The 21,279-nt window shown below is 61.9% G+C and carries 19 protein-coding genes and 1 riboswitch; of the genes, 12 read left to right on the top strand and 7 right to left on the bottom strand.

The window, feature by feature from the left end:
* Nucleotides 1-17: 17 nt before the first annotated feature.
* A complete protein-coding gene (locus tag OS035_RS09290; protein WP_183781872.1) occupies nt 18-1,424 on the bottom strand; it encodes an MFS transporter in 1,407 nt (468 codons plus the stop codon).
* A 170-nt stretch (nt 1,425-1,594) separates the two neighbouring features.
* Nucleotides 1,595-1,781: riboswitch (cobalamin riboswitch) on the top strand.
* A 42-nt stretch (nt 1,782-1,823) separates the two neighbouring features.
* Here OS035_RS09290 and bluB point away from each other — a divergent pair.
* Nucleotides 1,824-2,513, top strand: coding sequence for a 5,6-dimethylbenzimidazole synthase (gene bluB, locus OS035_RS09285; protein WP_097628559.1), 690 nt, complete (start codon nt 1,824-1,826; stop codon nt 2,511-2,513).
* A 3-nt stretch (nt 2,514-2,516) separates the two neighbouring features.
* Here bluB and OS035_RS09280 read toward each other — a convergent pair whose 3' ends face one another.
* Entirely contained in the window at nt 2,517-3,608 is a 1,092-nt protein-coding gene (locus tag OS035_RS09280; RefSeq protein ID WP_097628560.1) for a DUF2865 domain-containing protein, read from the bottom strand.
* A gap of 153 nt (nt 3,609-3,761) precedes the next feature.
* On the opposite strand from OS035_RS09280, the gene OS035_RS09275 reads away from it, so the two are divergent.
* The gene (locus tag OS035_RS09275; protein WP_097628561.1) at nt 3,762-4,295 is read left to right on the top strand and encodes a ribonuclease H family protein; all 534 of its coding nucleotides are present in this window, start codon (nt 3,762-3,764) and stop codon (nt 4,293-4,295) included.
* Between the two features lie 17 nt (nt 4,296-4,312).
* Here OS035_RS09275 and OS035_RS09270 read toward each other — a convergent pair whose 3' ends face one another.
* The gene (locus OS035_RS09270) at nt 4,313-6,625 is read right to left on the bottom strand and encodes an NADP-dependent malic enzyme (RefSeq protein ID WP_131711017.1); all 2,313 of its coding nucleotides are present in this window, start codon (nt 6,623-6,625) and stop codon (nt 4,313-4,315) included.
* A 215-nt stretch (nt 6,626-6,840) separates the two neighbouring features.
* Between OS035_RS09270 and OS035_RS09265 the strand changes: the two genes are divergently transcribed.
* Complete coding sequence (locus tag OS035_RS09265; protein ID WP_097628562.1) at nt 6,841-8,280, top strand: FAD-binding oxidoreductase; 1,440 nt, start codon at nt 6,841-6,843, stop codon at nt 8,278-8,280.
* 97 nt (nt 8,281-8,377) lie between these two features.
* Here OS035_RS09265 and OS035_RS09260 read toward each other — a convergent pair whose 3' ends face one another.
* The gene (locus OS035_RS09260; protein ID WP_097628652.1) at nt 8,378-9,127 is read right to left on the bottom strand and encodes a histidine phosphatase family protein; all 750 of its coding nucleotides are present in this window, start codon (nt 9,125-9,127) and stop codon (nt 8,378-8,380) included.
* A gap of 172 nt (nt 9,128-9,299) precedes the next feature.
* Here OS035_RS09260 and OS035_RS09255 point away from each other — a divergent pair, with 172 nt between their 5' ends.
* Both OS035_RS09255 and OS035_RS09250 read left to right on the top strand, forming a co-directional pair.
* Complete coding sequence (locus tag OS035_RS09255) at nt 9,300-10,112, top strand: UDP-2,3-diacylglucosamine diphosphatase (RefSeq protein WP_131711016.1); 813 nt, start codon at nt 9,300-9,302, stop codon at nt 10,110-10,112.
* A gap of 158 nt (nt 10,113-10,270) precedes the next feature.
* Nucleotides 10,271-11,488, top strand: coding sequence for an MFS transporter (locus OS035_RS09250; RefSeq protein WP_097628564.1), 1,218 nt, complete (start codon nt 10,271-10,273; stop codon nt 11,486-11,488).
* Here the strand turns inward: OS035_RS09250 and dgcA are convergent.
* Entirely contained in the window at nt 11,440-12,423 is a 984-nt protein-coding gene (gene dgcA / locus OS035_RS09245) for an N-acetyl-D-Glu racemase DgcA (RefSeq protein WP_131711015.1), read from the bottom strand. The two genes, OS035_RS09250 and dgcA, sit on opposite strands and share 49 nt — an antisense overlap.
* Before the next feature lie 99 nt (nt 12,424-12,522).
* On the opposite strand from dgcA, the gene OS035_RS09240 reads away from it, so the two are divergent.
* The 5 genes from OS035_RS09240 (at nt 12,523) to OS035_RS09220 (ending at nt 17,958) form a co-directional block, all read left to right on the top strand.
* A complete protein-coding gene (locus tag OS035_RS09240; RefSeq protein ID WP_179867166.1) occupies nt 12,523-13,692 on the top strand; it encodes an ABC transporter permease in 1,170 nt (389 codons plus the stop codon).
* A 1-nt stretch (nt 13,693) separates the two neighbouring features.
* Nucleotides 13,694-14,542 (top strand): ABC transporter ATP-binding protein, encoded by an 849-nt coding sequence (locus tag OS035_RS09235; protein ID WP_097628567.1) that lies wholly within the window; start codon nt 13,694-13,696, stop codon nt 14,540-14,542.
* 8 nt (nt 14,543-14,550) lie between these two features.
* On the top strand, nt 14,551-15,921 hold the full coding sequence (locus tag OS035_RS09230; RefSeq protein WP_064838665.1) for an MlaD family protein: 1,371 nt from the start codon (nt 14,551-14,553) through the stop codon (nt 15,919-15,921).
* Between the two features lie 24 nt (nt 15,922-15,945).
* A complete protein-coding gene (locus OS035_RS09225; protein ID WP_131711013.1) occupies nt 15,946-16,557 on the top strand; it encodes an ABC-type transport auxiliary lipoprotein family protein in 612 nt (203 codons plus the stop codon).
* A gap of 147 nt (nt 16,558-16,704) precedes the next feature.
* Entirely contained in the window at nt 16,705-17,958 is a 1,254-nt protein-coding gene (locus tag OS035_RS09220; RefSeq protein WP_131711012.1) for a sensor domain-containing diguanylate cyclase, read from the top strand.
* Between the two features lie 9 nt (nt 17,959-17,967).
* On the opposite strand, the gene OS035_RS09215 is transcribed toward OS035_RS09220, so the two are convergent.
* Nucleotides 17,968-18,843, bottom strand: a complete 876-nt coding sequence (locus OS035_RS09215) for a D-alanyl-D-alanine carboxypeptidase family protein (RefSeq protein ID WP_131711011.1) — start codon at nt 18,841-18,843, stop codon at nt 17,968-17,970.
* A gap of 385 nt (nt 18,844-19,228) precedes the next feature.
* Here OS035_RS09215 and OS035_RS09210 point away from each other — a divergent pair, with 385 nt between their 5' ends.
* Together OS035_RS09210 and OS035_RS09205 are read left to right on the top strand one after the other, a co-directional pair.
* Nucleotides 19,229-19,978, top strand: coding sequence for an aminoacyl--tRNA ligase-related protein (locus OS035_RS09210; protein ID WP_183781869.1), 750 nt, complete (start codon nt 19,229-19,231; stop codon nt 19,976-19,978).
* Between the two features lie 191 nt (nt 19,979-20,169).
* Nucleotides 20,170-20,691: an AAA family ATPase gene (locus OS035_RS09205; protein ID WP_131711009.1), complete on the top strand. Its 522-nt coding sequence runs from the start codon at nt 20,170-20,172 to the stop codon at nt 20,689-20,691.
* A 23-nt stretch (nt 20,692-20,714) separates the two neighbouring features.
* Here the strand turns inward: OS035_RS09205 and OS035_RS09200 are convergent, their stop codons facing one another.
* Nucleotides 20,715-21,275 (bottom strand): cysteine hydrolase family protein, encoded by a 561-nt coding sequence (locus OS035_RS09200; protein ID WP_131711008.1) that lies wholly within the window; start codon nt 21,273-21,275, stop codon nt 20,715-20,717.
* Nucleotides 21,276-21,279: the final 4 nt, after the last annotated feature.

Below are 21,279 nucleotides of genomic sequence, written 5' to 3'. Positions count from 1 at the left end.
AACGGCGGCCAGCGGGATCAAGGGCTGTTTTCCGCCATGGCCTCTTCCGGCTCGGCCTGGCGGTGCTTGCGGCGGCGCGTCGTCAGTTCGGCGCCGGCATCGCGCGGCAGGCGCAGGAAGGTGATGCAGGCCAGCGCCGAAATCGCCGAGACGCTGAAGAAGGCGGTGTGAAAATCCGAGACCAGAAGCCTGCCGCCGTGGAGGCTGCTCGAAATTTCGAGGATGCCGCCGGCGATCGCCACACCCATTGCCATGGATATACGCTGGGCAACGGCGTTGATCGCGGTCGCCTGGCTGCTGTCGGCCTCACCGACATCGCCGAAGGCCATGGCGTTGACGCCTGAGAAGGCCATGGAGCGGAACAGGCCGCCGATCAGCAGGCAGGCCATGATCAGCGGCAGCGGCGTCTCCCTGGTAAAAAGGCCGTTGATGCCGAGGAAGATTGCCGCCAGCAAGGTGGTGATCGATATCACGGTGCGGAAACCGAAGGCATTGAAGGTGCGCGAAGCGGCAAATTTCGACCCCATGGAGCCGAGCGCGCTGACGAAGGTGACCGAGCCCGATTGCAGCGGCGTCAGGCCGAAGCCGAGCTGCAGCATCAGCGGCATCAGGAAGGGCAGGGCGCCGAGGCCCATGCGGAAATTCGAGGCGCCGAGGATCGCCGCCCGGAACATCGGATAACGGAACATTTTCGGATCGAGCAGCGGATAGGGCGCGCGGCGGGCATGCAGGAGATAGAGGAGGCCGGCAAGGATGCCGACGGCCACCGTGACATAGCCGTAGATGACAGGCACGGCCGGCAGGCTGATCACCGACAGGCCGAAGACGAAGCCAGAAAAGCCGATGCCGCAAAGGAAGAAGCCCGGAAAATCCATCGGCCGTGGACTGCGAGGCTCGACCGCCGGCAGGAAACGCGTGACGAGGATGATGCCGAGCACGCCGATCGGGACATTGATCCAGAAGATCCAGTGCCAGGTGAGATAGGTGGTGAGGAAACCACCGATCGGCGGCCCCATGATCGGGCCGATCAGCGCGGGGATGGTCAGCCAGGCCATGGCATCGACGAGTTCGTGGCGCGGCGTTCCCCGGACCAGCAGCAGACGGCTGACCGGCGTCATCATCGAGCCGCCGGCGCCCTGGATCAGCCGCGCGACGACGAAGGCCGCAATCGAATTGGAAAAGGCGCAGGCGACTGAGCCGATCATGAAGACGAAGATCGCCATACGGAAGATGTTGCGCGCGCCGAAACGATCCGACATCCAGCCGCTGATCGGGATGAAGATCGCCAGTGCCACGAGATAGCTGGTGACGGCAAGCTTCAGCGCGATCGGCGAGGTGCCGATATCGGCTGCGATCGCCGGCAGGCTGGTGGCGATGACGGTCGAATCCATCTGTTCCATGAACAGGGCGACCGCAAGGATCATGGGTGTCAGGCGGGGCACGGGCAACTGGGTGCAAAGAGGAAAATTGCGGCGCCACAGGCGTCGGTTAGGATCTGTTCGGTTCTACGGCAGCGATGCACACCTGTCCACGCGATCGATGTCACATACGGGTGAATGCGGCATGAGGCCGCTTGCCGCAGGGCCGGTTTGCTGAAATAGATGCGCCGTCAGGTGCCCGCTTTTCAAGCGGGAGAATCGGGAATTCGGTGCGAGACCGAAACGTGCCCAACGCTGTAAGGCCGACGTTTGCCGCTTTATCATGCCACTGGCTTTCGCCGGGAAGGCTGCGGCAGACGGATGACGCCAAGTCAGAAGACCGGCCTGGCAAGATAGACCCAACCCGCGCGGACGGCGGGCGGTTGCGTTGTTGGGGATTTGACGATGCGACCCTTTGATGAGGATGCCCTGTCCGTGGCGTCCGGTTTTTCCTTGGCCGAACGCGAGGCCGTCTATCACGCGATCATGACGCGGCGCGACGTTCGCAGCCAGTTCCTGCCCGAGCCCTTGCCCGACGACGTGGTGGAACGGCTGCTGACCGCCGCGCACCACGCACCCTCCGTCGGCTTCATGCAGCCGTGGAATTTCATTCTGGTGAGAAGTCCAACGGTGCGAGCGCGCATCCGCGATGCCTTTGCCAAGGCCAACGAGGAAGCGGCATTGATGTTTGAGGGCGAGCGGCGGCAGGTCTATCGCTCCCTCAAGCTGGAAGGCATCGTGGAGGCGCCGCTCGGTATCTGCGTAACCTGCGATCCCACCCGCAGCGGCAGCGTGGTGCTGGGGCGCACGCACAATCCGCGAATGGACAGCTATTCGACAGTCTGCGCCATCCAGAATCTCTGGCTGGCGGCCCGCGCCGAAGGGATCGGCATTGGCTGGGTCAGCATCTTTCACGAAGCCGACCTGAAGACCATTCTCGGCATCCCCGAGCATATCGAAGCGGTTGCCTGGCTCTGCGCCGGTTTCGTCGACCGGCTCTACGACCAGCCGGAACTCTCGGTCAAAGGCTGGCGGCAGCGGCTACCGCTTGAGGAACTCGTCTTCCACGATGGCTGGGGAAGGAACGAGAGGTAGCGATCACTGCTGCTGCGGCTGCGGGCCAGGTGCGGCAGGATTGGCAAGGTCGATCGAGCCCTGGTCGCCGGCGAGGAATTGCGGGCCGACCTGGCGGACCTTGTTCTGCGTGGGGTCGTAGGGACGCTCTGGAACCGATGGCTGCGGCGCGGCGGCGGCCGCTGTATCCTTCGCCGGCGGATTGGTGCGGATGGTGGTGATCGAGCCCTGTGGCGGCGGCTGGCTTATCGCCTGCTTGCCGCGCATCTCGTCGTAATAGGCGGTGAGATTGCAGGCACAGGCGTTTTTCTCGCCGGGCGCGCGGCTTTTGTAAGCGAAGGCGTTCTTCATGGCGCTGTAGGGCGTGCCGGTTGCGACCGAGATCATGTTCGAGGCTTCCGTGCTCGTCACGTCGCGATAGAAAAGCTGGGTTTCGATGCCGGGGCACATCTTGGCGCAGGTCTGGGCGTCGCGGCCGAAATCGACCGAGGTGGTGTTTGAACTGATCGGGAAGAAGCCGCCGTCACAGCTGCGCACGCAGATGGTGCTGACCGGCGACAGCATATCGGCCCGCGGCAGGCCGTAGCGCGGATCGGCCTCTTTGCCGCCGAGCGGAATGAAAGTGTCCGAACGCATCGCCTGCTCCTCGACGCTCGGGGCAGGGTCGTTGGCATTGCGCTCGGAAGGCGCATAGAAGTTCTCGCTGTTGCAGCCGTTGCTGTCGAGCGCGGCCATCAGTTCGCGGCGGTCGTCATCGGCGCCGTTCCGGCCGGCCAGCTCGTTGCGGCGGTCCTGGAGATAAGCGATATTGTCGATCATCCGGCCTTCGGCCTGCGACAGCTCGGTGCAATAATCGGCATTCTCGCCGCCGATCACCACCATGCTGCCCGAGGTGCAGCCGTAGTTGCGCAGATCGTTACGCACCTTGCGAAGCTCGAGGTTCTGCTCGGCCATGGCACTGGCATATTGGCGTGCTTCCGGGCCGTTGCCATTGCCGATCGAGCGCGGCAGGTCGGCGAGACGGCCGCGCAGGTCCTCACAGATGGCATTGGTCTGCGCGACGGCGGGCGCTGCGAAGGCGAGGAGAAGGGCGAGAGACAGGTTTCGGCGTTTCACGGCGTCGTCCCGGAATGAGCAAACGGTCGGTGGGTCGAATGCGACTTCAATCGGCCGCGCGTTTTCCCTTAACGGATTTCTCTTAATAAGCTCAAAGAAAATATTAGCGTATTTTCCTGATCTTATCCAGCAATCGCCAGAGACGCGGTGAAAATGACAAGCATCCCCGACGAGATCCCTTCCTTTGCACCGACATCAGGCGTGACGGAAGCCCAACACGGCCTTCACCTCTTCGCGGACGGTTGTTATGAGCCCGGTTCCGGGCATGGAGGCTGGTCGTTTGTCGCTTATCGCGATGCGGTGGAAATCGCCTCCGACTTCGGTGGCGTCGACGATTCCAGCAATAATGCCATGGAATTGACCGCCGTTCTCAGGGCCGCCATGTGGATCAACAGCCAAACAGCCGGAGAACCCGCGATCATCTGGTCCGATTCCGTCTATGCCGTCAAAGGCTGCAACAGCCGCCGACATATCTGGAAGAACAACGGCTGGAAGAAAAGCAGCCCGAATGGACATGGGCGACGGCGAACGATCGACAATGCGGACCTCTGGAAAGCCGTCGATCTTCAGCTATCCCAAAACGCCCTGGTGACCATTGCCTGGTGCAAGGGACATTCGGGGATTGCCGGCAACGAGCGCGCGGACGCGCTCGCGGATAGGGGACGCCTGTCGATAGCCGATGGCTGACGTTGGCGGCAACCGGCTTACGCCGGCTGCGATGCCTCGACGACGGCGAGGGCGGCCATGTTGACGACGCCGCGGGAGGTGACTGAAGGCGCCAGGATGTGGGCGGGCAGGGCGGTGCCGAGCAGGATCGGGCCGACATGCAGGCCGTCCGTCATCGACTTGACCACGCCGAGCGTGATGTTGGCGGCGTCGAGATTTGGGAAGACCAGCAGGTTCGCCTCGTCGTGCAATGTCGTATCCGGCATGACGCGTTTGCGCAGTGCTTCGGTGATGGCGCTTTCGCCATGCATTTCGCCGTCGACCTCAAGATCGGGGGCAGTCTCGCGCACGAGCTGCAGGGCGTTGCGCATCTTCGTGGCGCTCTCGGATTCGCGCGAGCCGAAGTTGGAATGCGAGACGAGGGCGGCGCGCGGGGTGATGCCGAAACGGCGAATTTCCTCGGCCGCCAGCACCGTTGCCTCGGCAACCTCCTCGGCGCTCGGATTGAAGGTGACGTAGGTGTCGGTGAAGAAGGTGGCGCCGCGCTGCGAGATCATCAGGCTGAGGGCGGAGAAATCGCGGACATTCTTGCGTTTGCCGATGATCTGACGGACGTCGCGCAGATGTTTTTCATAGCGGCCTTCCAGACCGCAGATCAGCGCATCGGCTTCGCCGCGCCTCAGCGCCAGTGCGCCGATGACGGTGGTGTTGGTGCGCACGATGGTGCGGGCGGCTTCGGGAATGACGCCGCGGCGGCCAACGAGGGAGAAATACAGATCGACATATTCGCGGAAGCGCGGATCGTCTTCCGGGTTGATGACTTCGAAATCCTGCAGCGGCCGGATACGCAGACCGTAGCGCTTCAGGCGCGTCTCGATGACCTGCGGGCGGCCGATGAGGATCGGGTCGGCAAGGCCTTCCTCCAGCAGCACCTGGGCGGCGCGCAGCACACGCTCATCCTCGCCCTCGGAGAAGATGACGCGCTTGCGCTCGGCGGCCTTGGCCGCGGTGAAGATCGGCTTCATGACGAAGCCGGAGCGGAAGACGAAGCGGTTCAACTGGTCGAGATAGGCGTCGAAATCCTGGATCGGGCGGCGCGCCACGCCGCTCTGTTCGGCGGCCTTGGCAACGGCAGGCGCGATGCGCAGGATCAGGCGCGGATCGAAGGGCGAGGGGATCAGGTAATCCGGGCCGAAGACCGGGGTTTCGCCGGAATAGGCGCGGGCGGCGACGTCGGACGGCTCTTCGCGGGCAAGGGCTGCGATGGCGCGCACGGCCGCCATCTTCATTTCCTCGTTGATCGTCTCGGCGCCGCAATCGAGCGCGCCGCGGAAGATATAGGGGAAGCAGAGGACGTTGTTGACCTGGTTGGCGAAATCCGAGCGGCCGGTGCAGATCATCGCGTCGGGGCGAGCGGCACGGGCAAGACCAGGCATGATTTCGGGCGTCGGATTGGCGAGCGCCATGATCAGCGGCTTGTCGGCCATCTGCGCCAGCAGCTCCGGCTTCAGCACGCCGGCGGCCGACAGGCCGAGGAAGACGTCGGCGCCGCCGATATTTTCGGCGAGCGTGCGCGTGTCGCTCTTCTGGGCGTAGACGGATTTCCATTCGTCCATCAGCTCGGTGCGGCCCTCATAGACGAGGCCTTCGAGATCGTGGACCCAGATGTTTTCGCGTTTTGCGCCGAGAATGACCAGCAGGTTGAGGCAGGCAAGGGCGGCGGCCCCGGCGCCGGAGGCGACGATCTTGACGTTCTCGATCGCCTTGCCGGCAAGTTCCAGCCCGTTCAGGATCGCGGCGGCGACGATGATCGCCGTGCCGTGCTGGTCGTCGTGAAAGACCGGGATCTTCATCTTCTCGCGCAGGCGTCGCTCGACCTCGAAACATTCCGGCGCCTTGATGTCTTCGAGATTGATGCCGCCGAAGGTCGGCTCCAGCGAGCTGACGGTCGAGACCATCTGCTCGACGCTTGCCGCGTCGATCTCGATATCGAAGACATCGATGCCGGCGAACTTCTTGAAGAGCACGGCCTTGCCCTCCATCACCGGCTTCGAGGCCAGCGGACCGATATTTCCGAGGCCGAGCACGGCGGTGCCGTTGGAGATGACGGCGACGAGATTGGCGCGCGAGGTATATTCAGCCGCCATCTCAGGATTGTCGCGGATGGCAAGGCAAGGGGCGGCAACGCCCGGCGAATAGGCGAGCGCCAGGTCGCGCTGGTTGCCGAGCGGCTTGGTTGCCTGGATCTCCAGCTTGCCGGGACGGGGATAGCGGTGGAAAAACAGCGCCTGCTCGTCGAGATCGCCGCTTGTCAGGTTCTTGTCCGTCTTGGATTTTTCCTGGTTATCCATTGCCGCCTCCGTGCACGTCTTTTTGGGAGTTCCCTCCATACATCAATCGGATACGGGCGACAGTATGGAAATGGGGGATGGGCGAAGTTTTCGAGAAGTGGGCGCCCGGTGGCTTCAGGCGATTAGCTAATCCTTTTGGAAAACTTGTTTGGCGATCACCGCAGGCGCAATATGCCGCCGCGACGGTGCGGGGCGCCGGTCGCATGGAGGAAATCATGGACAATTTGAACCTGACGACCCTGCAAAAGGGGCAGACGATGGTCAATGATGTGGCCATTGATGCATTTTCTGCCGGATTTCGCGGCAAGCTCCTAACCGGCAAGGATCTGGATTACAACGAGGCGCGGTCGATCTGGAATGCGATGATCGACCGGCGGCCCGGGCTTATCGCGCGTTGCGCCGGTGCTGCAGATGTCATGCGCGCGGTGCGGTTTGCCCGCGACAACAATCTTCTCGTTTCGGTGCGCGGCGGTGGGCACGGCATTGCCGGCAACGCGGTCTGCGAGGGCGGCGTCGTCATCGACCTGTCGGCGATGAAATCGGTGCGGGTCGACCCGGAGACGCGCCGCGCCAGGATCGAGCCGGGGGCAACGCTTGCCGATGTCGACCAGGAAACGCTGGCCTTCGGGCTGGTGCTGCCGACCGGCATCAATTCCACCACCGGCATCGCCGGCCTGACGCTTGGCGGCGGCTTTGGCTGGCTGACCCGCAAATTCGGGCTGACGATCGACAATCTGGTCTCGGTCGATGTGGTGACGGCCGATGGGGAACTGGTCAAGGCGAGCGAGACGGAAAGGCCGGACCTCTTCTGGGCCTTGCGCGGCGGCGGCGGCAATTTCGGTGTCGTCACCTCCTTCGAGTTTCAGCTGAACCCGCTGCATTCCGATGTTCTTGCCGGGCTGGTCGTACATCCCTTCGCTGACGCGGAGAGAGTGCTGCGGGAATATCGGCAGGCGCTGGAAGCCGCACCCGATGAACTGACCTGCTGGGTGGTGATGCGCCAGGCGCCGCCGCTGCCCTTCCTTCCGGCCGAGTGGCACGGCAAGGAGGTCGTGGTGCTCGCCATGTGCTATTGCGGAGATATCGCGGCGGGAGAAAAAGCGACGGAAAGATTGCGAGCGATCGGAAAGCCGATTGCCGATGTCGTCGGTCCGGTGCCGTTCACCGGCTGGCAGCAGGCATTCGATCCGTTGCTGACGCCAGGTGCGCGCAATTACTGGAAGAGCCAGGATTTCGCCTCGCTTTCGGATGCGGCGATCGAGGTGCTGCTCAACGCCGTGCGCAAGCTGCCGGGACCGGAATGCGAGATATTCGTCGGCCATGTCGGTGGCGCGGCCGGCCGTATTGCCACCGAGGCCACCGCATTTCCGCAGCGCAGTTCGCATTTCGTCATGAACGTGCATGCGCGCTGGCGGGAGGCCGGGATGGATGCAAATTGCACCGGCTGGGCGCGCGAACTTTTCGAGGCAACCAAGCCGCATGCCGTGGGAACCGCCTATATCAACTTCATGCCTGATGACGAGGCCGATCGGGTGGAAATGGCCTATGGCGCCAATTACGCCCGGCTTGCCGAAATCAAGCGGCGTTATGATCCTGACAATCTGTTCCGGATGAATCAGAACGTCAAACCGATGGCGGCTGTGCGAGCTGCGTGAGTGGATCGAAACGGAACTTGGCTGCAGTGAAAACCCCTCCCGACAAGGGAGGGGCTTGATGCTGCTGCCGATGCTTTGCATTCGTCCCTTTGTGGGTCTATCCCTCAGGTTTCGGCGCGATCGTCACGTCGGCGCCATAGGCATCGCGCAGTTCATTTTCCTGTCCCGGCTGCCGGTCGGCCGCCTGATGCAGCAGGATCGACTCGTATCCTTGCAGGCGCGTCCCCTTGATCAGTGTGATATCGGCATTTCCGGGGTTGTCGGAACGCTCGAACCACTCGACGGGGCGGTGGAGAAAATTCATTTCGACTGCCCGATTGGTGACGCCATGGCCGACGATCACGACGTTGTGGCTGCTGTTTTCGGCGTCGCGCATGACGGTCTGCAGGAAGAGGCGCACCCGCTGGGCCACATCCGCCCGGCTCTCGCCATCCGGCGGCCGCGCGTAGAACTTGCCGCTGTTGCTGCGCAGCCTCGCCCATTTTTCGAATTCTTCGGGGAATTTCTGCTTCTGTTCGGCATGGTCATAGATTTCGGTGAAAAGACCGAAATCCTGCTCGCGCAGCAGGTAATCCTCCCGGATCTCGCCGATGAAGCTTTCCGGCAAGGCTGTCAGCAAGGCATCCTTGCTCTGCCGTGTCCTGAGGAATGGTGAGTACCAGATCTGCAGCTTGCCGAAATCGGCGCGTGGCAATGCCTTCAGATAGGAGGCGATGGCGCTGCCGGCTTCGACCGCCTGACGGTGGCCCCACTGTGTCAGCGGCACGTTGTGATCACCGAATTGGCGATAGGCCTGTTCGTTGAGGTTGCCGAGAGATTCGCCGTGGCGAACGAGAAAGAGGCGCATCAGCCATCCCGCAGTGTCGGATCTGGAATCGCCGCCATCATGAACGTGCCCGATGGAGAGGGCAACATCGCCACCGCGCCGGCTTTTCCGCAACCTGTCATCTTCCTGAAACACGAGTCTGGTTTTGGAAGGCTAGATGAAAGATGGGGCATGAGCGACGCTCGTGATAGACATGATGGAACCCAGACATTTCCGCACGCTCTTCATTTCCGATGTCCATCTCGGCTCGAAGGCCGCGAAGGCTGATTTCCTCCTGGATTTCCTGCGCCACCACGAGGCCGATACGATCGTGCTCGTCGGCGACATCGTCGACGGCTGGCGCCTGAAGCGCAGCTGGTACTGGCCGCAGGTCTGCAACGACGTGGTCCAGAAGCTGTTGCGCAAGGCGCGCAAGGGCACGCGCGTCGTCTATATTCCCGGCAATCACGACGAATTTCTGCGCGACTTCCCGGGCATGCATTTCGGCGGCATCGAGGTTGTCGAGCGCATGATGCATAACGGCGCCGACGGCAAGAAATATCTGATCCTGCACGGCGACGAATTCGACGTCGTCGTCCGCAACGCCCGCCTGCTCGCCTATCTCGGCGACTGGGCCTACGATACGGCGATCCGCATCAACCTCCTGCTCGCGGCCGTGCGCCGCCGCCTCGGTATGCCCTATTGGTCGTTTTCGGCCTGGGCGAAGCTGCAGGTCAAACATGCCGTCAACTTCATCGGCGAGTTCGAGCGCGTCGTGGCGGAGGAAGCTCGCAAAAACGGCGCCGACGGTGTCATCTGCGGACACATCCATCACGCCATCATCCAGGACATGGACGGCATCCGCTACATCAATACGGGCGATTGGGTGGAAAGCTGCACGGCGGTCGCCGAACATGAGGATGGCGCCTTCGAACTGATCACCTGGCGAGCGCTCGCCAGCAGCGTGCCGACGCTTTCCGCCATTGAAATGCACGATGAAGGCGAACTGGCCCCGCAGGCGGCCTGATTTCGGCATCGGCGCGTCCGCACTCCACCGACTTACCCGTTACCGTCGGGCGACAGGCTGTATTTATTTTCTAAAACGTTTCAGTAGGGCTATTTCTCGCAATAGGCGCCTCCAGGGTGGTGTGTTAGGACAACGACCAGTTTCCTTCAGGTCCACCAATGATTCCCGCCCAACATTCCCCGAGTGAGGGAGCGCCCCCGCGCTTCCGGCTGCTCAGCGCGCTTTCCTATTGCGCACCGCTGCTCGTCAACGGCATCGTTCTGCCGTTCTTTCCGGTCTGGCTTGCGACCCACAGTTTCAGCGACCACGAGATCGGCATCATCCTTGCCATACCGATGGTGGTGCGCGTGCTGGTGGCGCCCGTCGTCGCGATGATTGCCGACCGTCTGAAGGAGCGCGCCGACGTGCTGCTCTGGTCAGGCAGCCTGTCGCTGCTGACGGCTATCGCGCTTTTCTGGACGACGAGCTTCTGGCCGGTGACGATCGTCTATGCGCTGCAGGGCGCCACCTTCGCGCCCTATGTGCCCGTCGTCGAATCGATCGTCATTTCGGGTGTGCGCCGCTGGGGGCTCGATTACGGATCGATGCGCGTCTGGGGCTCTATTGCCTTCATCGTCTCGACGCTGGTCGGTGGCCAACTGATCAGCCGGTGGGGCGGCGGATTGGTGCTCGATGTCATGGTGTTCGGCTTTGCCATGACGGTCGTCATGGCGATCTTCTGTCCGCGCATCGGGCCGACGCGGCGGCGTGGCCAGCCGATCAACATTCCGGCCGCCACCGGCAGCGGACTGCGCGAGCCGCATTTGCTGCTGCTCTTGATCGGTGTCGCCATCCAGCAGTCGAGCCATGCAGTGCTCAACGCGTTCTCGTCGATCTATTGGCATCATCTCGGCTTTTCCGGCACGGAGGTCGGCTTGCTCTGGAGCGCCGGCGTTGCTTCCGAGGTGACGGTGTTCTTCCTGTCGAAACGTCTCAACCGGCGCTTCGACGCTTGGACGCTGATCCGCTTCGGCTGTGCCGTCAGCGTCTGCCGCTGGATCCTGTTTCCCATGAATGCGGGGTTTGCCGGGTTTTTCCTGCTGCAGTGTTTCCACGGCTTCACCTATGCCTTCGTCCATACCGGCGTGCAGCGGCGGATCATGGCGACGGTGCAGGAGACGCAGGAATCCTCGGCGCAAGGCGCCTACTTCTTCTATGTCGGCATGGCGATGGCGCTGATGACGCTGGCGTCGGGTTATCTCTATGCCTGGCTCGGCGTCGTCAGCTATTACGTCATGGCGCTGGTCGCGTTTACCGGCCTCGGCCTCGTCATATCGGCCTATTACCTTCAGCCCCAGAGCGTGCTTTCGGGCGGAAAGACCAGGGAAGCGGCGTAGCGCAGGCCGGGTTCGCGGTCGCGGGCAAGCAGCAGCGGGCCGTCGAGATCGACGAAATCGGCATTCTGGGCGAGCAGCACCGCCGGCGCCATGGCAAGCGAGGTGCCGACCATGCAGCCGATCATGATGCTGAAACCAAGCCGCTCAGCTTCCGCCTTCATCGCCAGGGCTTCCGTCAGGCCGCCTGTCTTGTCGAGCTTGATGTTGATCGCGTCATAGCGGTCGGCAAGGCTCGCAAGATCGCCGGTATGGTGGACACTTTCGTCGGCGCAGACGAGGAGCGGGCGGCGTATTTCAGCAAGCAGTGCGTCGCGGCCGGCCGGCAGCGGCTGCTCGACCAGAGCCACACCGGCTTGCGCCGCGATATCAAGATGACGTTCCAACACCGCTTCCGGCCAGCCCTCATTGGCGTCAAGGATGATTGTGGCATCGGGCGCGGCGGCGCAGACGGCGCGGATGCGGCTTTCATCGTCGCCGGTGCCGACCTTGACCTTGAGCAGCGAGCGGCCGGCATGTTCACGCGCCTTTGCGGCCATCACCTCCGGTTCCCCGAGCGAAATGGTATAGGCGGTGGTGAGTGGCTTCAGATCGGCAAGGCCGAGGCGGGTCGCAACGCTTTCACCCGTTCGTTTGGCCTCGAGGTCCCAAAGGGCGCAATCGACGGCATTGCGGGCAGCGCCAGGCGGCATCGCCGACAACAGGTCGCGGCGTGAGATCCCGGCCTCGACCAGCGGACGCGCGGCTTCGATCTGGGCGAACACGCTCTCCATGGTCTCGCCGTAGCGGCGATAAGGCACGCATTCGCCAAGCCCCCGCGCAGCGTCTTCGGCGAGCGTACAGGTAATCACCTCGGCCTCGGTCTTGGCGCCGCGCGAGATAGTGAAGGCTCCGGCAATCGGAAAGGAATTCATCTGGATATTGAGGGTGCGCGGCATTATTGCTGTCCTGTGAGCATGGAAATCGCACGTTGCTTCTGTATATTGACGCGCCGGGCGGCAAAGGATCCGCCGAGTCGGCAATGTCGCCCTTAAGCCTTGAAAGACATAAGTATCTTGAACGCCGAAAATCGCAACGTTGCCTCACTTGACGTGGACGACCAATCCGGTGGTTCGGGGCAGCATGTGCGTCTCAAGGGCAACTGGCGCAGCGCCTATGTGCATTTCGTGCTGCGCGACTTCGAGAAGCTGCTGCATCAGAAGGCCGGGGACCTGACGGTCGATCTCTCCGACATCACCGATATCGATACGGCTGGGATCTGGCTGCTGTGCCGGCTGAAGAAGGAAGAGGAGGCTGCCGGCCGAACCGTCCGCTTCGAAGGCACCAATCCGCATATCGATGAAATGCTGGAGATGTTTTCCGAGGAGCCGGCCAAACCGGAGCCGGAGCAGAAAGAGAAGGTCTCGCTTGCCGCGCGCGTCCTCGCGCCGATCGGCAGGATGACCTACGACATCTGGGACAATTTTGCCGCCGCCATGTATATCCTCGGTTCGGCAGTGCGCGGCGCGCAGATGAAGTTCGGCCGCGGCAGCGGCGTTTCCCCGGCCTCGATCGTCAACCAGATCGACCACATGGGTGTTCGCGCCGTTCCGATCATTCTTCTGATGTCATTTCTGATCGGGGCGATCATTGCCCAGCAGGGCGCCTTCCAACTGCGCTACTTCGGTGCTGAAGTCTTCGTCGTCGATCTCGTCGGCATCCTGCAATTGCGCGAAATCGGCGTGCTGTTGACCTCGATCATGATCGCCGGCCGTTCGGGCAGCGCGATCACCGCCGAAATCGGCTCAATGAAGATGCGCGAGGAGATCGACGCGCTGAAGGTGATGGGACTGAACCCGATCGGCGTGCTGATCTTCCCGCGGCTGGTGGCGCTGACCATCGCGCTGCCGCTTTTGACGGTGCTGGCGAATTTCGCCTCGCTCGCCGGCGCGGCCGCCGTCGCCTGGGGCTATTCCGGCATCACCTTCGCCAACTTCCTGTCGCGCCTGCACGAGGCGGTCACGCTGTCGACGGTGCTCTCCGGCATGATCAAGGCGCCGTTCATGGCGCTGGTCATCGGCATCGTCGCCGCCGTCGAAGGGCTCAAGGTCGGCGGCAGCGCGGAATCGCTCGGCCAGCATGTGACGGCTGCGGTGGTGAAGGCGATTTTCGTGGTCATCCTGATGGACGGGCTTTTTGCGATGTTCTATGCAGCGATCGACTTCTAGCATGGCGAATCGCGTGGAAAAACCGATCGATACGGAAGACAGGGACGACAAGAACGAGAGGGACATCGTGCTCTCGGCGCGCGACGTCACCGTTGCCTTCGGCTCCAAAGTGGTGCTCGACAATCTCAACCTGAATATCTATCGCGGCGAGATCCTCGGCTTCGTCGGCGCGTCGGGCACCGGCAAATCGGTGCTGATGCGCACTGTGCTCCGGCTGCTGCCGCGGCGTTCCGGCACGATCAAGATCCTCGGCCAGGATTTCGACGAACTCGATGAGCCGCAGCGCAACGCGCTCGACATGCGGCTCGGCGTGCTGTTTCAGCAGGGGGCGCTGTTCTCGTCGCTGACGGTCAAGGAAAACATCCAGGTGCCGATGCGCGAATATCTCGACCTGCCGCGCTCGCTGATGGACGAACTGGCGCATCTGAAGATCCGCATGGTCGGGCTCGCGGCCGATGCCGCCGACAAATATCCGTCCGAACTGTCCGGCGGCATGATCAAGCGCGCCGCCCTTGCCCGGGCGCTGGCACTCGATCCCGAACTCGTCTTCCTGGATGAGCCGACCTCGGGTCTCGACCCGATCGGCGCTGCCGAATTCGACGAGCTGATCGCCAACCTGCGCGATAGTCTGGGACTGACCGTGTATATGGTGACGCATGACCTCGACAGCCTATTTTCGGTCTGCGACCGTATTGCCGTGCTCGGAAAGAAACGGGTAATGGTGGAAGGCACGATCGACGACATGCTGGCCTATGACGATCCCTGGGTGCAGGCCTATTTCAAGGGTAAACGGGCACGGGCGATCGTGCCGCAGGATGATGGCGCGCGGCACGGCAGCAGCGGGAAGTGATCGGATAAATGGAAACCAAAGCCAATTACACGATTGTCGGTTTTTTCACGGTGTTGGTGATCGCGGCTGCCTTCGGCTTCGTCTACTGGATGGCCGAATATGGCCGTGGCGGCCCGATGACCGAGCTGATCGTGCGTATTCCGGGTTCGGCCAACGGCCTCAGCGTCGGCTCGCCGGTGCGCTTCAACGGCATTCAGATCGGCTCGGTGCAGACCCTGTCGATCGATGCCGACGATCCGCAATATTCACTGGCGTTCACCCAGGTGCGCACCGATGCGCCGATCTATCCGTCGACCAAGGCTGCTCTTGAAATTCAGGGCCTGACCGGGGCTGCCTATATCGAACTGTCGGGCGGCCGCAAGGGCGAGGAAAGCATCCTCCAGCATGCGATCGACAACGGCAAACGCGCCGTCATCGTCGCCGATCAGTCGAGCGTCACCAATCTACTGGCGACCGCTGACAAGATCCTCGATCGCGCCAATGACGCGGTCGGCGAACTTCAGGGATTCATCGAAGATTCACGCGCGCCCCTCACTCAGACGTTCAAGAATGCCGAGACCTTCTCGGATGCGCTTGCCAAGAATTCCGGCAATATCGACGCCTTCCTACAGAGCGTCGGCGAGCTGTCGAATACGGTGAAGGCGGTCTCCGGCCGTGTCGATTCGACGCTTCAAGCGGTGGAATCGCTGGTCAAGGCGGTCGACGCCCAGAAAATCGACAATATCGTTTCCAACGCCGAAAAGATCACTGCCAATGTCGCCGATGCCTCTGGAGATCTGAAGGGGGCGATCCAGAAGTTCGACCAGACGGCCACCACCTTCAACGATTTCGGCAAGCAGGCCCAGGCGACGCTCGACCGCGTCGACACGCTCGTCGCCCAGATCGACCCCGCCAAGGTGAAGGGCTCTGTCGACGACATCGCGCAGGCGACCAAGGATGCGCGTGCAGCCGTTGCCTCGATCCGGGATGTCGCAAACACGGTTTCGTCGCGCCAGAAAGATATCGACCAGACGATCCAGGACGTCTCGCAGCTTGCCAACAAGCTGAATTCGGCCTCGACCCGCATCGACGGCATTCTCATCAAAGTCGATGCGCTGCTCGGCACCGACAATACACAATCGATGTTCGCACAAGCGCGCGATACGCTGGAATCCTTCAAGAAGGTCGCCGACAATCTGAATGCACGCATCGGGCCGATCGCCGACAATCTGCAGAAATTCTCCAGCGGCGGCTTGCGCGACGTGCAGACTCTCGTCAACGACATGCGCGGAACCGTCAACAATCTCAACGACACGATCACCAACTTCGACCGCAATCCGCAACGCCTGATCTTCGGCGGGGACACGGTCAAGCAATATGACGGCCGGACGCGGCGTTAACTGGGAAGTCAGGGGTAGCCTAATATGGTCGCATCGCATCTCTTGTCGCGCCGTTCATGGATCAGGGGAACGGTGATCGCGCTGCCGCTGACGGCGCTGATCCTTTCGGGGTGCGGCACCGCGGCCAAGAACGATACCTATGACCTATCCGCCGCCGCTGACGGTGACGGACCCGCGGCCAAATCTCGCCAGATCCTGATCGCTTCGCCAACGGCGCTGAGTGCGATCGGCAGCGAGCAGATCGTCATCCGCGTTTCGCCTTCGGAAATTCAGTATCTCTCGCGGGCGCAATGGGGCGACAAGCTGCCGCGCATGGTGCAGTCGAAACTGGTGGAAGCCTTCGAGAACTCCGGCAAACTCGGTGGCGTCGGCATACCGGGGCAGGGACTGGCGATCGACTATCAGGTCGTCACCGATATTCGCTCCTTCGAGATCGACGCTTCCAACGGCAATCAGGCGGTGGTCGAAATCTCCGCCAAGATCCTCAACGACCGCAACGGCTCGGTGCGCGCACAAAAGGTGTTCCGCGCCATGGCGCCGGCCGGCGGCGACAATGCCGGCTTCGTCAAGGGCCTAGACCGCGCCTTCTCCACGGTTGTCTCCGAGATCGTCAACTGGACGCTGCGTTCAATCTGAGATGGCGTTTGGCGACCGCTGCGTCGACATCAAGGGTTGCCGATTCTGAAAAATATGCGGCTCCATGAAGTCGGGGCTGTCATCGTATTCAAATTCTTCACGAATTTGTGGAACGCATCATGTTATCGCTGTCAGGAGGCATGCTGCATGGTGGTCGTAAGAGTATTCGGAAAGTCGTCGTCGGAGGCGATCCAGCGCGATAACGACCGCCTGGCTGCGCTGCAGCAGCTCGATCTTCTCGACACGCCGCGGGACGAAGGTTTTGAGCGGATCGTCCGCCTGATAAAGCAAATCTTTTCCATCGACATCGGCATCGTTTCCCTGATCGATGCGCACCGGCAATGGTACAAGGCCTGTTCCGGCCTCTCCGCCGACGAAGTGTCGCTCGACGACACATTCTGCCGCTGCGTGGTGGACTGCGACGAACCCGTTATCGTGCAGGATGCGACCAAGGACGCGCGCTTTTCAAAACATTCTGCGGTGACCGGCGAAGACCATATCCGCTTTTATGCCGGCGTGCCGTTGAGAACGAAGGCCGGGCATTTGATCGGAACGGTCTGCGCGATCGACCGCCGGCCGAGATCGTTCGGCAGCAGAGATCTCGACATTCTCCAGGAACTGGCGGGGGCGGCGATGGACCGCATCGAGCTCGTACAGTCGGCCGCCACCGACAGTTTGACCGAGGCGATGACACGGCGCGCTTTCAAGCAGGAAGCCGATCAGCTGATTTCGCTCGCTTTGCGGCACCAGCATGACCTGTCCTGCATCGCCTTCGATATCGACCATTTCAAGAAGGTGAACGATACCTATGGGCATGCCGCGGGAGATGCGGTTCTCAAGGCGGTTGCCTCGATTTGCAAGGCGACCCTTCGCGCCGGCGATCTGTTCGGGCGTATCGGAGGCGAGGAATTTGCCGTCGTCCTGCCGCATGTCGACCGGGAAGGGGCTTTCGCCGTCGCCGAAAAGCTCAGAGCCGCCATCGCCGCGCAGCCCATTCGCGGTGATCACGGTTCTTTGAATGTCACGGCGAGCTTCGGAACGTCGGCGCTTTCGATCGTCAGCAAGGAGATCGAGACGCTGTTGGCTCAGGCGGATGCCGCGATGTATCAGGCCAAACATGCGGGACGAAATCGTTGCGTGTCATGGAGTTCCATCCACGCCGATCACGCAATTGGTGCGCGGCGGCGGGTGCTGAAGGCAGGTTCGATCCTGTTCAACGATCGACGCTCGACCATCGACTGCACCGTCAAATCCATCGGCTCGGAAAGCGCCGGCATTTCGGTGTCCAGTTCGGCCGGCATTCCTTCCGAGTTCATTCTTGCCATCAAGGGAGAAGGATTCGAAACGAATTGCCGGGTGATCGCCCAGGACCGGCAACACCTGGAAGTGGCTTTCAGATAGAATAGCAGCCTATTTTGTCGGCTGCGCATCCGTCATCGTCGCTCCGGGCTGGTTGCTCGGCGTTGTGGAAGCTGTCGCGCTTGATGAGGGAGACAGGGTGCTGTCCAGCAGGCCTGCCATCTTGTCGTCGCGCAGGCTCGCTGTCTTTTCACCCATGACGACGCCGACGACGCGGCGGCCGTCCTTCAGCGCCGATGTCACGACATTATAGCCCGATGCGTCGGTATAACCGGTCTTGATGCCGTCGACGCCGTCATAACGATACATGAGGTTGTTGTGGCCGCGCAGCTTCATGCCGCGGAACTGGAAGCCGCGCATAGAGAAGAGCTTGAACTCCTCGGGAAAGTCCCGCATCAGCGAAATGCCGAGAGTTGCCATATCTCGCGCCGAGGTGACCTGCTCGGGATCGGGAAGGCCCGAGGGATTCCTGAAGACCGTATTCGTCATGCCGAGCTGGCGCGCCTTGTCGGTCATCGCTTTGGCAAAAGCCTGTTCGGAGCCGCCGAGCTGTTCGGCGATCGCCACGGCAGAATCGTTGGCGGACAAGACGACGATGCTTTCGACCGCTTCGCGCAGCGTCACCTGGCGGCCGGCGCCGACGGCGAGCTTGAACGGTTCCTTGCTCTCGGCATTTTCCGACATGGTGAGCTTCTGGTCCCAGGTGAGGCGTCCCTCATGCAGGGCCTCGAAGGCGAGGTAGAGCGTCATCATCTTGGTCAGCGACGCCGGATAGTTCAGGTCGTCCTGATTGGAGGCTTCGAGAACCTGACCGGATTGCGCATCGACGACGAAGCTCGCCTGGCCGGCCTCGGCCAGGGTGAACGCGCCCAGCAGAACGGCGGAAGAGAGCGCGGTGGCAAGGAGCCGGGAGGTCGTCTTGGTCATCGATGTTACTGTCTCTGTCGTTGGAAGGTCGAGCGTTGGAAGGTCGGGTCAGCCGTTAGCTAAACGCAAGCCGATCGAGAAAGTTTGTGACCAAATGAAGGACGGGCGGCAATAAAAAAGCCCATCCACAGCTGATTCATTTTGTCTCAGCGAATTGGGGTTTTGGCAAAGGCACGGGCGGCACGTAGAAAATTCGATCATGACCATGAAGCGCGCCCCTTTCTCTCGCCATTTCAGCACCTGCCTGCAGGTCGCGAGTGTGCGCGCATTTGACGGACGAGGTCTCCGCGTCCCGCTGTGACGTTGGGCGCTCCGGGCGTCCGGCGCGCTGCTGGACGTAAAGCCCCTCACCACGTCAATCAAGGCTGCCAGGGAGACAGGCGCCGTGCTCAATCTTTATCATGTCAATTCGCTCGTCCATTGGGAGGAGCGCGAGATCCATCTGCGCGATCATATGATCGGCTTCTTCTCGCAAGAGGTCGGCCGCTTTCTCAAATCGGTCAATCCGGCCTGGGATGTCAGAAGGGTCGAGGCGCCGGCGCTGATGCCGCTGGAGATGGTTTCCAGCGCCTATTCGAACGTCGATATTTGGGTCCAAGAACAGCTTTCCGCCGGCGATACCGCGCTGGTGCTGAGACCTGAGACCACGCCGTCAACCTATGCCTATATGCAGTATATTCTCGGCAACCACTCGAAGACGCGGCTGCCGCTCTGCGTCTGGCAGGCGGGCCGGTCCTATCGCCGCGAGCAGGAGCAGGCGACCAAACACATCCGGCTGAAGGAGTTCTGGCAGCTGGAATTCCAATGCGCCTTCACGACCGACAGCGGCAACGACTATCACGCCGCCTGCCTCGAACCGGTGCGCCGCATGATCGCCTCGCTGATCCATCTACCGACGCGGATCGTGCCCTCCGACCGGCTGCTGGCCTATTCCGAGGTGACGATGGATATCGAGGTCGACAATGGCGACAAATGGATGGAGGTCTGCTCGATCTCGCGACGCACGGACTTTCCGCAACGCTATCGGTCGCAACCAAAAAAAGGACCTGCTGTCGACCATGGCGTCCTCGTGCTGGAAATCGCCATCGGTCTCGATCGGTGCGTTTACAATTGGGGCATAGCGGCCGATCGGTGAGAAAGGGAACCGGGGTCGCTGCGGCGGTCCCGGCTTTCCATGGCACATGGTGCGGTTGGTAGCGAGCTGTCGTCGTTTGCCGGCGTTGAACGTTCGGGCGTCCCGTTGCTATGAATAGGATCAGCGACAAGGACACGATTGTATATCTCCTCGGGCCTACATGCATTCATCGAACAATGGGATGAGAAGCCATGCTGATTATCTTTGGCGGCTTGCCGGGGAGCGGGAAAACGACTGTTGCCCGCGCGCTCGCGAAACGGCTGGGTGCCTTATACGTCCGGGTGGACACCATCGAGCAGGCGATCAGAGTGTCCGGTGGTGACCCTGCAAGAGACGTCGGTCCGGCAGGGTATGTCGTCGCCTATGGGGTTGCCGAGGACAATCTCACCCTCGGCCGCGTGGTGATTGCCGACTCGGTCAATCCGCTTGACATAACCCGCGACGCTTGGCTGGCGGTCGCGGCGCGGTCCGGCGTGCTCGCGGTCGAAGTGGAAGTGATCTGTTCCGACAAGATCGAGCACCGCCGTCGGGCCGAGACGCGGAAAACGGATGTGGAAGGTCTGGTGAAGCCGACGTGGCAGGAAACCGTCGAGCGAGAATATGACGATTGGGGGCGGAGGCCGATCATTGTCGATACGGCTGCGAGGGATGTGCCGGAGGTCGTCGAGGCGCTGATCGTCAAGTTGAGGACCGATCGCCTGCTTCCGATTTGATGTTGGCTGTTGCTGCCGGAGCCTTATGAAAAATCAATGTTGGCGGTGGGACGGATATCGACGATCGCCCTGCCGGCGTCGAAACCGTCGAGCGTTTCATTGTGGTGGGCGACAATCTCGGAGAAGGTAAGGGTCGCCGTATCGCCGGTGGTGTGGCCATCCGCCACCAGCGTCACGTTATAGCCAAGAGAAACGGCGCGCCTGACCGTCGTGTCGACGCAGAATTGCGACATGCAGCCGCCGATGACGAGGTGAGTGATCGAGCGTTCGTTCAGGCGTTCGGCAAGGTCGGTCTCGAAGAAAGAATCGGCGCTTTTCTTGCGCACGACGACCTCGCCTGGTTCCGGCGCAATCTCCTGGCGCAGCGCCCATCCTTCCGTGCCGACGGCCAAGCGGTGACCACTGTCGCCGTCATGTTGGATCAGCACGACCGGCGCGCCCGCATTCCGAGCTTTCTCCTGAAGCGACGCCAGCCGCGCGACGGTCTCGTCGAGTGCGGCATCAATCTCGGGCTGGCGCTCCGGCAAGGCTTTTCCGGAAAGGATCGCATTCTGCACGTCGATGATCAGAAGGGCCTGGGTCATTCGG

Source organism: Rhizobium sp. 268 (assembly GCF_036571585.1).
GTDB lineage: Bacteria > Pseudomonadota > Alphaproteobacteria > Rhizobiales > Rhizobiaceae > Rhizobium > Rhizobium redzepovicii.
The sequence above is the reverse complement of the archived record's forward strand: the minus strand, read 5'-3'. Positions and strand labels throughout refer to the sequence as shown.

Coding starts and splice junctions, on each gene's coding strand:
- OS035_RS09290 (WP_183781872.1), bottom strand. CDS start 1,424: ATGATCCTTGCGGTCGCCCTGTTCATGGAACAGATGGATTCGACCGTC.
- bluB (WP_097628559.1), top strand. CDS start 1,824: ATGCGACCCTTTGATGAGGATGCCCTGTCCGTGGCGTCCGGTTTTTCC.
- OS035_RS09275 (WP_097628561.1), top strand. CDS start 3,762: ATGACAAGCATCCCCGACGAGATCCCTTCCTTTGCACCGACATCAGGC.
- OS035_RS09270 (WP_131711017.1), bottom strand. CDS start 6,625: ATGGATAACCAGGAAAAATCCAAGACGGACAAGAACCTGACAAGCGGC.
- OS035_RS09265 (WP_097628562.1), top strand. CDS start 6,841: ATGGACAATTTGAACCTGACGACCCTGCAAAAGGGGCAGACGATGGTC.
- OS035_RS09260 (WP_097628652.1), bottom strand. CDS start 9,127: ATGCGCCTCTTTCTCGTTCGCCACGGCGAATCTCTCGGCAACCTCAAC.
- OS035_RS09255 (WP_131711016.1), top strand. CDS start 9,300: ATGATGGAACCCAGACATTTCCGCACGCTCTTCATTTCCGATGTCCAT.
- OS035_RS09250 (WP_097628564.1), top strand. CDS start 10,271: ATGATTCCCGCCCAACATTCCCCGAGTGAGGGAGCGCCCCCGCGCTTC.
- dgcA (WP_131711015.1), bottom strand. CDS start 12,423: ATGCCGCGCACCCTCAATATCCAGATGAATTCCTTTCCGATTGCCGGA.
- OS035_RS09235 (WP_097628567.1), top strand. CDS start 13,694: ATGGCGAATCGCGTGGAAAAACCGATCGATACGGAAGACAGGGACGAC.
- OS035_RS09230 (WP_064838665.1), top strand. CDS start 14,551: ATGGAAACCAAAGCCAATTACACGATTGTCGGTTTTTTCACGGTGTTG.
- OS035_RS09225 (WP_131711013.1), top strand. CDS start 15,946: ATGGTCGCATCGCATCTCTTGTCGCGCCGTTCATGGATCAGGGGAACG.
- OS035_RS09220 (WP_131711012.1), top strand. CDS start 16,705: ATGGTGGTCGTAAGAGTATTCGGAAAGTCGTCGTCGGAGGCGATCCAG.
- OS035_RS09215 (WP_131711011.1), bottom strand. CDS start 18,843: ATGACCAAGACGACCTCCCGGCTCCTTGCCACCGCGCTCTCTTCCGCC.
- OS035_RS09205 (WP_131711009.1), top strand. CDS start 20,170: ATGCTGATTATCTTTGGCGGCTTGCCGGGGAGCGGGAAAACGACTGTT.
- OS035_RS09200 (WP_131711008.1), bottom strand. CDS start 21,275: ATGACCCAGGCCCTTCTGATCATCGACGTGCAGAATGCGATCCTTTCC.